Annotated in this window: 10 protein-coding genes and 2 pseudogenes; 5 read left to right on the top strand and 7 right to left on the bottom strand. The window is 69.4% G+C overall.

Annotation, left to right across the window (positions count from 1 at the left end; all coding sequences use genetic code 11):
• Positions 1-158: 158 nt before the first annotated feature.
• Together hemW and lepA are read right to left on the bottom strand one after the other, a co-directional pair.
• Complete coding sequence (gene hemW / locus AC2W7K_RS15205) at positions 159-1,388, bottom strand: radical SAM family heme chaperone HemW (RefSeq protein WP_198498923.1); 1,230 nt, start codon at positions 1,386-1,388, stop codon at positions 159-161.
• The gene (gene lepA / locus AC2W7K_RS15210) at positions 1,389-3,257 is read right to left on the bottom strand and encodes a translation elongation factor 4 (RefSeq protein WP_232623613.1); all 1,869 of its coding nucleotides are present in this window, start codon (positions 3,255-3,257) and stop codon (positions 1,389-1,391) included.
• Positions 3,258-3,489: 232 nt separating this feature from the next.
• Here lepA and AC2W7K_RS15215 point away from each other — a divergent pair, with 232 nt between their 5' ends.
• The 4 genes and pseudogenes from AC2W7K_RS15215 (at position 3,490) to rpsT (ending at position 5,477) form a co-directional block, all read left to right on the top strand.
• The gene (locus tag AC2W7K_RS15215; RefSeq protein WP_486006349.1) at positions 3,490-3,837 is read left to right on the top strand and encodes an exonuclease/endonuclease/phosphatase family protein; all 348 of its coding nucleotides are present in this window, start codon (positions 3,490-3,492) and stop codon (positions 3,835-3,837) included.
• 104 nt (positions 3,838-3,941) lie between these two features.
• Positions 3,942-4,268, top strand: coding sequence for an endonuclease/exonuclease/phosphatase family protein (locus AC2W7K_RS15220; RefSeq protein WP_486006350.1), 327 nt, complete (start codon positions 3,942-3,944; stop codon positions 4,266-4,268).
• Positions 4,269-4,433: 165 nt separating this feature from the next.
• Positions 4,434-5,042 (top strand): type II toxin-antitoxin system PemK/MazF family toxin, encoded by a 609-nt coding sequence (locus AC2W7K_RS15225; RefSeq protein WP_198498925.1) that lies wholly within the window; start codon positions 4,434-4,436, stop codon positions 5,040-5,042.
• Positions 5,043-5,217: 175 nt separating this feature from the next.
• Positions 5,218-5,477 (top strand): annotated as a pseudogene (rpsT, locus tag AC2W7K_RS15230) (30S ribosomal protein S20).
• 194 nt (positions 5,478-5,671) lie between these two features.
• Here rpsT and AC2W7K_RS15235 read toward each other — a convergent pair.
• The 3 genes from AC2W7K_RS15235 to AC2W7K_RS15245 are packed head-to-tail and all read right to left on the bottom strand — an operon-like array spanning position 5,672 to position 8,361.
• Positions 5,672-5,851: a hypothetical protein gene (locus AC2W7K_RS15235; RefSeq protein WP_486006351.1), complete on the bottom strand. Its 180-nt coding sequence runs from the start codon at positions 5,849-5,851 to the stop codon at positions 5,672-5,674.
• Between the two features lie 2 nt (positions 5,852-5,853).
• Positions 5,854-6,651 (bottom strand): DNA polymerase III subunit delta, encoded by a 798-nt coding sequence (gene holA, locus AC2W7K_RS15240; protein WP_486006352.1) that lies wholly within the window; start codon positions 6,649-6,651, stop codon positions 5,854-5,856.
• 9 nt (positions 6,652-6,660) lie between these two features.
• On the bottom strand, positions 6,661-8,361 hold the full coding sequence (locus tag AC2W7K_RS15245; RefSeq protein ID WP_486006353.1) for a ComEC/Rec2 family competence protein: 1,701 nt from the start codon (positions 8,359-8,361) through the stop codon (positions 6,661-6,663).
• Between AC2W7K_RS15245 and AC2W7K_RS15250 the strand changes: the two genes are divergently transcribed.
• A complete protein-coding gene (locus AC2W7K_RS15250) occupies positions 8,360-8,737 on the top strand; it encodes a hypothetical protein (protein ID WP_486006354.1) in 378 nt (125 codons plus the stop codon). The genes AC2W7K_RS15245 and AC2W7K_RS15250 overlap by 2 nt on opposite strands.
• 532 nt (positions 8,738-9,269) lie before the next feature.
• Here AC2W7K_RS15250 and AC2W7K_RS15255 read toward each other — a convergent pair.
• The gene (locus tag AC2W7K_RS15255) at positions 9,270-10,133 is read right to left on the bottom strand and encodes a ComEA family DNA-binding protein (protein WP_198498928.1); all 864 of its coding nucleotides are present in this window, start codon (positions 10,131-10,133) and stop codon (positions 9,270-9,272) included.
• A 680-nt stretch (positions 10,134-10,813) separates the two neighbouring features.
• Positions 10,814-11,124: pseudogene (locus tag AC2W7K_RS15260) on the bottom strand (DegV family protein); the annotation flags it as partial.

Below are 11,124 nucleotides of genomic sequence, written 5' to 3' on the forward strand. Positions count from 1 at the left end.
AGACGGCTCTTCGTACGGATCGGAACTGGGCATCGGCCACCTCCCCGGCGAGATTCCCCCAGTGCACGCCCGCGGGACAATGAGCTTCCGCGAGGGATGCCACCATATCTGTAGTCAGCGTAGCAGGACGTCGGCACCGCGAGCCTGCCTTGCCGGCCTCAGTCCACGAACTCCGTGAGGACGCGGACCATGTAGTCGGCCATGAGCCGGCCCTGCAGGGTCGGTGAGAAGCGGCCGCTCTCGACCGCCTCGGCGTCGAGAAGCCCCTGCTTGACGAAGGTCCTGATCGCGGCGTCGCTGCCGGGGGCCAGCGTTTCGAGCGGCAGCTCGGAGTCGATGCGGGCGGCGAGCATGATCCGTTCGATCTCCCGCGTCGACGCCGAGAGCACTTCCCGGCCGATCGCCGGCGAGTCACCGGCGCGCAGCCGGTCGGACCAGGCTCGCGGGTGCTTCGCGTTCCAGAACCGCACTCCCCCGATGTGCGAATGCGCCCCCGGTCCGAAACCCCACCAGTCGGCATTGCGCCAATACGCCATGTTGTGGTCGCAGCGGGTCGCCTCCGACGTCGACCAGTTGCTCACCTCGTACCAGTTCAGGCCCGCGGAGGCCATGGCGGCATCGGCGATCTCGTACTTGTCGGCGAGATCGTCCTCGTCGGGCATCGGCAGCTGCCCTCGACGGACCATCACTCCCATCTTCGTGCCGGGTTCGACGATGAGCGAGTACGCGGAGATGTGGTCGACGTCGCCCTCGAGCGCGGCCTCGAGGGAGGTCCTCCAGTCCGCGATCGACTCGCCCGGAGTGCCGTAGATGAGGTCGAGGCTGAGTTCGAGGTCCGCGTCCTTGATCCACCGGGTGACCTCGGGGATCTTCTTCGGATCATGCGTGCGGTCGAGCGTGGCGAGCACGTGCGGCACCGCCGACTGCATGCCCACCGACATCCGGGTGAAGCCGGCCGTCGCGAGCGTGTCGATGTAGCCGGGGTCGAGCGTGTCGGGGTTCGCCTCGGTCGTCACCTCGACGTCGGGGGCCAGCCGGTAGCGGGCGCGGATGTCGTCCATCACCCCGGCGAGCACCTCGGCGGGCAGGAGCGTCGGGGTGCCCCCGCCGAAGAAGATCGTCCCGACCTCACGGTCACCGGCCCCCGCCTCGGCGAGGACCCGGGTCGAGAGATCGAGCTCACGGGCGATCATCGCGCGGTAGTCCTCGCGGTTCGCGCCCGGTCCGAGCTCGTCTGCGGTGTAGGTGTTGAAGTCGCAGTACCCGCACCGGACCCGGCAGTACGGGACGTGGACGTAGAGGCTCAGCCGCGTGTCGGTCCCGGTCCCCGCCGAGGCGGGAAGGGAACCGTCGAGCGGCGGGATCTCACCGAGCGGTTGTGCCGGCACTTACTTCTTGGCGTCCTTCTTGTCGGGCTCGTCCGAGGACAGGGCGGCGATGAAGGCCTCCTGCGGGACCTCGACGCTGCCGACCATCTTCATCCGCTTCTTGCCCTCCTTCTGCTTCTCGAGCAGCTTGCGCTTGCGGCTGATGTCGCCGCCGTAGCACTTCGAGAGCACGTCCTTGCGGATCGCGCGGATGGTCTCGCGGGCGATGATGCGCGAGCCGATGGCGGCCTGGATCGGCACCTCGAACTGCTGGCGGGGAATGAGTCCGCGCAGCTTGCCGGCCATGAGCACCCCGTACCCGTAGGCCTTGTCGCGGTGGACGATCGCGGAGAACGCGTCGACCTGGTCGCCGTGGAGGAGGATGTCGACCTTGACGAGATCCGCTGCGTCCTCACCGTCGTCGGCGTAGTCGAGGGAGGCGTACCCCTTCGTCCGGGACTTGAGCTGGTCGAAGAAGTCGAAGACGATCTCCGCCAGCGGCAGCCGGTAGCGGATCTCCACGCGGTCCGAGGACAGGTAGTCCATGCCCTGGAGCTTGCCGCGACGATCCTGGCACAGCTCCATGACCGCGCCGATGTAGTCACTCGGCGTGAGGATGGTCGCGCGCACCATCGGTTCGCGGACCTCGCGGATCTTGCCGGTCGGGAACTCGCTCGGGTTCGTCACGACGACCTCCGAACGGTCCTCGAGGGTGACGTTGTAGATCACGCTCGGGGCGGTCGAGATGAGGTCGAGGTCGAATTCGCGCTCGAGGCGCTCCCGAACGATCTCGAGGTGGAGCAGGCCGAGGAACCCGCAGCGGAAGCCGAAGCCGAGTGCGGTCGAGGTCTCGGGCTCGTAGACGAGTGCGGCGTCGTTGAGCTTGAGCTTGTCGAGGGCATCGCGCAGCGCCGGGTAGTCGGAGCCGTCGATCGGGAAGAGACCGGAGAACACCATCGGCTTGGGTTCGGAGTATCCGGCCAGGGGCGCCTCGGCGGGGGCCTTCGTCGCGGTCACGGTGTCGCCGACCTTCGACTGGCGGACGTCCTTGACGCCGGTGATGAGGTAGCCGACCTCACCGACGCCGAGTCCCTTCGTCGCGATCGGCTCCGGGGAGGACACGCCGATCTCGAGGAGCTCGTGGGTCGTGCCCGTCGACATCATCGTCACCTTCTCCCGCGGGGAGAGCGAGCCGTCGACGACGCGGACATAGGTGACGACACCGCGGTAGGTGTCGTAGACGGAGTCGAAGATCATCGCCCGGGCCGGAGCATCGGCGTCGCCGACGGGGGCGGGAATGTCGGTGATGATCCGGTCGAGGACGCCCTCGACGCCTTCGCCGGTCTTGCCGGAGACGCGGAGGACGTCGGCCGGGTCGCTGCCGATGAGGTTCGCCAGCTCCTCGGCGTACTTGTCCGGCTGCGCGGCGGGCAGGTCGATCTTGTTGAGGACGGGGATGATCGTGAGATCGTTCTCCATCGCGAGGTAGAGGTTCGCGAGCGTCTGGGCCTCGATGCCCTGCGCGGAGTCGACGAGGAGGAGCGCACCCTCACAGGCGGCCAGCGACCGGGAGACCTCGTACGTGAAGTCGACGTGTCCGGGGGTGTCGATCATGTTGAGCGCGTACGGGGTGCCCTCGGTCTCCCAGGGCATGCGTACGGCCTGCGATTTGATCGTGATGCCGCGCTCGCGTTCGATGTCCATCCGGTCGAGGTACTGCGCGCGCATGTCGCGGGGCTGGACGACTCCGGTGATCTGGAGCATCCGGTCGGCCAGGGTCGACTTGCCGTGGTCGATGTGGGCGATGATGCAGAAATTGCGGATCAACTCGGGTGAGGTTGCGGACGGTGTGATCCGCTGGAGTGCTTGTGGCGACACCTGAGGTGACATGAACGCCCTTTCTTCAATTCGTGCGAACCTCCATTGTTCCACGAGTTGGTCCCCGGGCCGGAATCCGCGCAGGCGGGAAGTCTTGCCCGGTTCGCCGGTGTCGCATTGCCCAGTTCGCCGTGCTCAGCTTGCCCGGTTCGCCGGTGTCGGCCCGCCCGGTTCGCCGAGGTGGGCCCGGGAAATCTCGGCGGATTTCCCTCCGTTCGCCGCGGACGTCGGCGATGATGGTCTCATGAGCGACTTCACCGTTATGAGCTTCAATCTCCGCTACCCGGCGATGGACGGGCATCCCGTCGCCGAGCGCCTGCCGGTCGCCGCCGAGCTCATCCGCGCCGCCCATCCGCATCTCATCGGCACCCAGGAGGGCGAGCTCGACCAGCTCGAGACCCTCATCGAACTCCTCCCCGATGAGTACATCTGGCTCGGCGAGGGGCATTCGGGCGGCAATGCCGGAGAGTTCACGGCGATCATCTGCGACTCCACCCGCTTCGAGGTCGAGACGTCGACATCAGCTGGCTGTCGGAGACCCCGGACACCGTCGCCTCGGAGTCGTGGGGCGTCTCGCATGCCCGCACCCTGACGACGGTCGACTTCAAGGACCTCGAGACCGGCCGGGCGCTGCGGCTGCTCAACACCCACCTCGACCACAAGTCCGAACGCGCGCGGCTCGAGTCCGCGAAGATCATGGCGGAGACCATCGCCGAGGTGGCCGTCCCCTGCGTCGTCACCGGTGACTTCAACGTCGCCACCGGAGCCCCCGTCTACGACTACTTCGTCACGGACCTCGGCCTCACGGACACCGCCGCTGCGGTGCCCGGGGAGGACATCGGCACGTTCCACCGCTACAAGGGACCCAAGGCCGGGGAGCCGCGCATCGACTGGATCCTCACGACGCCGGGGCTGGAGACCGTGGCCACCCGCATCGACACCTTCAACGTCGACGGCACGTACCCGTCCGATCATTTCCCCGTCGAGGCGACCCTGCGCTGGACCGGCGACGTCCGGGCATGAGGCGCGGACTGCGGACTCCCGTTGCCGCCGGACGCTTGCCGGTGCCGGCACGAAGACTGGGGTGTCACGCCGGTTCAGGGGGTCACCCGGCCGCAGCTGGTGCCGGAAGCCGGTCCGTCGTTCGGCGACAGAGTGCTGTCAAGGCCGTCCACTAGGCTGGGTGGCATGAGCTGGAGATCAATCGTCAATCGTGCCGTGAAGATCGGTGTCCGCGAGGGCATGAAGTACCTCAAGGAGTCGCAGAGCAAGCGGTCACAGGGCGGGCAGTCCGGTGGCCGGCCTGCTCCCCGGCCGTCCTCGCAGGGCCAGTCGCGTCCGGGCGGGGGAACCGCCTCGGCGCCGGGCGGGGCACGGACGACGAACGCACGCACCGGCGGCTATCCCGGTGACTACCGCGGACCGGTCACGGTCTCCTACTCCCCCGATCTCGACGGCGACGCCGATCCCGGTGAGGTCGTGTGGGGCTGGGTGCCGTTCGAGGAGGATCATTCGCAGGGCAAGGATCGGCCCTCGCTCGTCATCGGCAAGGACGGGCAGTGGGTGCTCGTCCTCATGCTCACGAGCAAGGATCGCATCCCCGGCGGGATCGGCGAGGTGCGCTCGGACGGCGGTGCGCGGTGGATGAACATCGGCAGCGGTGACTGGGACTCGCAGGGCCGGCCCTCGGAGGTGCGCCTCGACCGCATCATCCGCCTCGATCCGAACGGCATCCGCCGGGAGGGCGCGGTGATGTCGCGTGAGGTCTTCGCCCTCGTCGCCGCCGAATTCGACTGAGGGCGGTCGCCTGGTAGGATATGTGCTTGTGTCTTCATCAAGGCGTGTGTCTCGCCGAGGTCGGGTGAAGATGCCGTCCGACACGATGTCATCGAGGTGTTTCCCCGCGGAGATGACGCGCTCGTGCGGATGTGCCCTCACGACCATGTAGTACGAACACGAAAGAGTGTTGAAATTGGCTAATATCAAGTCCCAGATGAAGCGGATCAAGACCAACGAGAAGGCTCGTCTGCGCAACAAGTCGGTGCGCACGAGGTCCGCGGTCTCATTCGCGACGTCCGTGAGAGCATTGCTGCCGGCAACAAGGACGAGGCACAGCAGGCTTATGCTGTGGCCGCCCGCAAGCTCGACAAGGCTGTGTCGAAGGGTGTTCTGCACAAGAACAACGCTGCGAACCGCAAGTCGAGGCTCGCCAAGCAGATCAACGCTCTCTGAGTTGATGGCTTCTGAAAGGGCCCGATCCGCACTGCGGATCGGGCCCTTTCGCTTGCCCGGGAACTTCGCTTGTCCGGGAACGGGCGCCGGGACGAGGTCCGCTCAGGTCACCGGAAGGGGACTCGCCTAGGACACCGGAGCGGGGTTCGCGCAGGACACCGTGACGGGGTTCGCTCAGGTCACCGCCTGGGGGCTCAGCGGGCGCGGGCGAGCCGACACACTTCGGAGACGAACGTCTCGACGGCGTAGACAGGGTCGCGGCCGCCGCCTTTGACGGCTTCGTCCGCCTCGGCTGCCGCGATGAGGGACTGTCCGAGGGCGACCTCGTTCCAGCGCCGCACCTCCCGCCGGCCGTCGACCTGCCAGGGCGCCATCTTCAGTTCGGCGGCGAGCTCGCGCTCGATCCCGAGAAGCCCTGGACCTTCGCCATGCCCCGCAGCTTCATCGCCACGGCCGCCACGAGCGGCACCGGATCCGATCCCGTCGACAGCGCGTGGCGGAGCAGGCTGAGCGCGCTCTTCGCATCGCCGGAGACCGCGGCATCGGCGACCTTGAAGCCGGTCGCCTCGACCCTGCCGCCGTAGTAGCGATCGACGACGGCGCTGGTGATCGTGCCCTCCGTGTCCTCGATGAGCTGGTCGACGCCGGCGTTGAGCTCCGAGAGGTCGGCACCGAGGGCGGACATGAGCGCTTCCATCCCGGATTCGTCGATCTGCCGCTTCGCCGACTTGAAGCGCGCCTGGGCGAACTTCGCCCGGTCGCTCTCGTTCTTCAGCACGGCGGCATCGATGCGCGGAAATCCGGCCGCGTCGATCTTCTTCACGAGCTTCGCACCGCGGTTGCCTCCGCCATGGAGCAAGAGGACGACGGCGTCGTCGTTCGGTTCGTCGAGATAGGACACCGCGTCCTCGAGAAACGGTTCGGAGCACTTCTCGACGGCGTCGACGACAATGAGCTTCGCACTCGAGAACAGCGACGGCGAGGCCGCCATCTCGAGTTCTCCGCCCTGGTACGCGGCGGCGTCGAACTCGACCTCCTCGGGGTCCTTCTTCCGGGCCGCGGAGACGATCCGATCCTTGGCCATCCGCACGAGCACCGATTCGCCGCCGGAGATCATGACGACGGGCGCGGGCTTCGCCGAACTCCAGGGGATCAGTGTCTTCTTCGCTGCCATGCCCCCAGCCTATCGTCCGCCCGGGACACGACCGTCGTCGTCCTCGCCGCCGGCACTGACGCAGCCGCGCGCCGTGCTGAAGCGGGGCCCGGAGTAGAGGGCAATCGTCCCGCACTCGTCGGTGCGCAGCACCCTGACCGGCCCGAACGCTTGGAGAGACCGGTCAGTCGGGTGTCCGTAGCGGTTCTCCCCCACGGAGACGATGCCGAGCTGCGCGCGAGCCGCCCGATAGAAGTCGACGGAGAGATCCGAGGACCCGTGGTGCGGGGCGAGCAGCACGTCGGTGGGCGTCAGGCTCTGCGCGAGGACGAACTGCTCCTCCTCGCCGACATCACCGGGGATGAGGACGGTGAGCCCGCCGACGTCGATGCGGAAGACGAGGGAGTCCTCATTGCGCGCGGCCGTCCCGGACTCGGACCCGCCGCTGCCCTGCCCGGACTCGGACCGGCCGTTGCCCTGCCCGGTCCCGCCCGCGTCGTCTCCCTCGGTTCCGCCTCTGCCCTCAACAGGTGGGCCGGCCCCAGCAGGCGGGACCGACGTCCTTCCGCTGGGCGGCACGCCCGTGCCCCCACCGGGCGGCCAGAGCACCTCGATGGCCACTCCGTCGATGTCGAGGCGACGTCCGCGGTCGAGGGGAACCACCTCGGCGCCGGTGTCCCGGACGAGCTGCGCGACGTCGGGACTGCCGATGACGTTGGCTGACACCCACACCTGACCCACCGTCCGCGACCACGCGGTGCCGGCCGCCCCGCCGCTGTGGTCGGCGTCGAAATGGGAGATCGCGAGGTCGACCTCAGCGATCCCGCTGTCGTCGAGGCACGCATCGATCGGCCCCGGCTCCTTCCCCGCATCGATGACGAGGCCCCGACCGTCGCCGAGGTTGACCACCGTCGCCGACCCCTGTCCGACGTCGCACACGAGGACGAGCCAATCCCGGGCAGGCGGACGCGGACTGCCCACGACGACGACCGCCGCCCCGAAAGCGATCGCGAGGACGACGACCGGCGCGCCCCAGAGCCGTTTGCGGATGAGCAGGACGACGCCGACGGTGAAGAGCGCGAGCACCGCAAGGGCGACCAGCGACCCCACCGGTGGATCCGGCCACGCGAGCGATGCCCCGGGCAAGCGGGCGCAGACCCGCGCGACGGCGACGATCCACCAGGCGCACAGCGAACCGAGCCAGGCAGTGAACTCGGCGATCCACGGCAGTCCGGGCAGGCCGATCCCGCCGGTCACCAGGGACACGAACCCGGCGATCGTCGCCGGGAGGACGGCCGGAGAGGCCAGCGCGTTCGCGACCACCGACCAGCCGCCCAGGCGCGGATCGATGGCGACGAGCACCGGGGTGCACGCGAGCTGCGCGACGAGCGGGACGACGAGCGCGCTGACGAGCACGGACGGGGCGAGCGGAAAGCGGACGAGGAGTCTGCGCAGCAGGAGCGGGACGACGAACATGATGACCGTCGTCGAGATGACCGAGAGGACGAATCCCACCGAGGTGGCGAGCACCGGCACACCGGTGAGGAGGAGCGCGACCGTGGCCGCGATGACGGCGACCGGGGCGATCCCGCCGCCGCGGAGGAAGACGAGGGCGACGGCGACTGCCATGCCGGCGGCGCGGATCGCGCTCGGTTCGAAGCCGACGACGAAGACGTAGCCGAGGCAGGTGAGCACGCCGACGGCGGCGCGGGTCGCGGACCCGCTCGGCATGCCCCGCGAGAAGGCCGGCGCCGAGGCTGACGATCGTCACGTTCGTCCCCGACACCGCGGACAGATGGGTGAGGGAGACGACGCGCATGTCATCGGTCATCTGCGCATCCTGCGGCTCAGTGTCCCCGACGACGAGGCCGGGCAGCAGCGCACCGCCGCTGGTGCCTGCGGCGAGCGAGTTCTCGCGCAGGGTCGCGCGCACCTCCGCCCGCCACCTCCACACGGCGTTCGGTGCGCGCGTCACGCGGGGCTCGTCTCGGGTGATGCGGATGTCGTCGAGGCGCTCGGTGCGCATCTCGACGTGCGCACCGGCGGGCGGGACGGCGGGGGCGAGCACCTCGGTGAAGCCACCGCCGGTGAGCAGAGTGAGGCGTGACCAGCCCGACGGACCCGGCGTCGAGGCCCCGACGACGATCCCGTTCGTCTCCGTGTTCTCCACAGGACCGCGCGCGGAAGTGAGCACGCAGATCTGGACTGCGGCGAGGCACGCGAAGACGACGAGTCCGACGCCGAGGTGGTGGAACCGGCGGCGATGGACGACGACGAAGCCGAGTCCGATGAGGACCGGGACGCCCACGAGCGCCCAGGGGCCAGGTGCGAGGAGGGCGAGTACCCAGAGCCCGCCGGCGCAGAGGACTAAGCGCACCGATGACGGCCACAGCGTGGCCGTCGTCCGCGCCCACTGCCAGCCTGCGCGAGTCTGCCTGCGCACCCAGTCCGCCGCCTGCTGGGGCCCAGGCTTCTGGGGCCCAGCCGCGCGTCGCTGCCGCGCCGCGGCGCGTCTCCGCGGCCGAGGTTGTCGTCGGGTGTGCGGCGCAGTGTGTGTTCGAGGCTCCGGTCCAGTCCGCGGCCTGATTCCCCACCGGGTCTGCGGCCCGGGCTGTGGTCGCTCGGCTCCGGCGGCCTCCTCATCCGACGGTGACAAGGTCCTTGAGACTCTCGAAGGTCTTCGGGCCGATGCCCTTGACGAGGAGGAGGTCCTCGATACTCGTGAACGGGGTCTGTTCGCGGTGGGCGATGATCGCCTGGGCGGTGACGGGGCCGACCCCGGGCAGGGTCTCCAGGGTCGCCGAGTCCGCCGTATTCAGGTCGATCTTCCCACCGGGCACCGCACCCGGCCCGCTGCCGGGAGGTGCTGGGGCGGTGGGCGCACCAGGCCCCTGGCCTCCTGGGGACTGGCCGTCCGGTGCAGGGCCCGGCGGCTGTCCGCCCGGGGCCTGACCAGCGGGTGTCTCGCCGACTGCCGGGATGCGGATCTGCTCGCCGTCGGCGACGAGCCGGGCGAGGTTGACCGCTTCCGCGTCGGCGTCGCCGGTCAGTCCCCCAGCCGCCTCGACGGCGTCGCTGACCCGTGAGCCGCCGGGCAGCGTGACGACGGACGGGTTGGCGACTTCGCCCGTGACATGGGCGACGACCTGCTGGTTCGCCGGCTGATCACCGGGTCCAGCGCTGTCCTCAGCCGACCCGGGTTCTCCGCTGCCGCCTTGACTGTCGGCCGCCTCGGCGGATGATCCTTCCGACACGACACCTCCTGCGGTCGGATCGGACGGGCTCTGCGTCTGCGTCGGCCGGAACACGTAGAACGCCAGGACGAGCACGGCGGTCGTCGCCACGGCGAGGGCGATGAGTATGGGCAGGCGGACGCGACGCGGCGGGACTGGTTCCTCCTCGCCCTCGGTGCCGGCGGTGTAGATGTCGCCGGGAACCCATCCGCCGCGTTCGGCGCTCGCGTTGACGAGGCCGGCGAACCTGTCATCGGGGGACACAGCCATGCGCGCACGCTACGACGGGCACGGCCACGGGCTCCACGCATTCGGCCGGCCCTGTGGACAGTGCGCGAGCGTCCACAGGCTCTCAGCACACGAGTCGCCGCGTCATCCACACCCGGCCGCACCCGAGTCCGTGGCGGGCTGGGAATTGTCCGGCGACGGTGCGGGGAAGCCGCGGTCAGACACCTCACGCGGACGCCCGACACGACTTTGCGCCAGTCTGCTCTGAGATGGCCTAGGCAGCCTTGGCCATCTCAGACTCAACTGGCGCACACTGGCCTTCCGGCTCACTTGGGTTTCGAGGGCTCACGTCATTGCCTGAGCCCTCCGGCCCCAACAGTGCCGCAGCCACCAGGCCGCGAGGGACACCAGTGCTTTCGGCGGGCGGGGGTAGGGCGGTTGAGCAACGGCTTGTCCTGCGCGGGAAGTCGCGGTCCGACACCTCACGTCGGCGCTCGACGCGACTTTGCGCCAGTCTGCTCTGAGATGGCCAAGGCTGCCTTGTCCATCTCAGACTCAACTGGCGCACACTGGTCTTCCGGCTCACCTGGGTTTCCAGGGCCCACGTCATTACCTGAGCCCTCCGGCCCCAACAGAGCCGCAACCGACCGTGCGAGCAGTCCAGACCGGCCTGCCGCACGAGGCCAGCCGCACCCCGACCAGCAGGCGCCCGGCCACCCCGACTACGGGGTGGTCTGGACCGTGATGCCGAGGGCGCCGGGGCCGACGTGGGCGGTGATGATCGGCGAGAGCGTGCGGAACGTCGGCGTCAGGCCCCGATCGACGAGCTTCTCGGTGAGGGTGACGACGTCGGGGGCGTCGGGGCTGCCGTCGGCGTGCTGGATCTCGACCTGCAGGGGCCGGTCTCCCCCGCCGAGGCTCTCCGCCGTCTCCCCGGCGATGACGCTCATCCGCTCGAGCGCCTTCGCGCGGCGCGCCGCCGGGCGGACCGGGGCGACCGGGCCGTCCGGGCCCGAGCCCGGGACCGACCAGC

Source organism: Brevibacterium sp. LAARM2_SD2, assembly GCF_057364785.1.

Coding starts and splice junctions, on each gene's coding strand:
- AC2W7K_RS15235 (WP_486006351.1), bottom strand. CDS start 5,851: ATGGCGCCCTGGCAGGTCGACGGCCGGCGGGAGGTGCGGCGCTGGAAC.
- AC2W7K_RS15245 (WP_486006353.1), bottom strand. CDS start 8,361: ATGCCGAGCGGGTCCGCGACCCGCGCCGCCGTCGGCGTGCTCACCTGC.
- AC2W7K_RS15220 (WP_486006350.1), top strand. CDS start 3,942: ATGGCGGAGACCATCGCCGAGGTGGCCGTCCCCTGCGTCGTCACCGGT.
- AC2W7K_RS15250 (WP_486006354.1), top strand. CDS start 8,360: ATGCCCCGCGAGAAGGCCGGCGCCGAGGCTGACGATCGTCACGTTCGT.
- lepA (WP_232623613.1), bottom strand. CDS start 3,257: ATGTCACCTCAGGTGTCGCCACAAGCACTCCAGCGGATCACACCGTCC.
- holA (WP_486006352.1), bottom strand. CDS start 6,651: ATGGCAGCGAAGAAGACACTGATCCCCTGGAGTTCGGCGAAGCCCGCG.
- AC2W7K_RS15255 (WP_198498928.1), bottom strand. CDS start 10,133: ATGGCTGTGTCCCCCGATGACAGGTTCGCCGGCCTCGTCAACGCGAGC.
- AC2W7K_RS15215 (WP_486006349.1), top strand. CDS start 3,490: ATGAGCGACTTCACCGTTATGAGCTTCAATCTCCGCTACCCGGCGATG.
- AC2W7K_RS15225 (WP_198498925.1), top strand. CDS start 4,434: ATGAGCTGGAGATCAATCGTCAATCGTGCCGTGAAGATCGGTGTCCGC.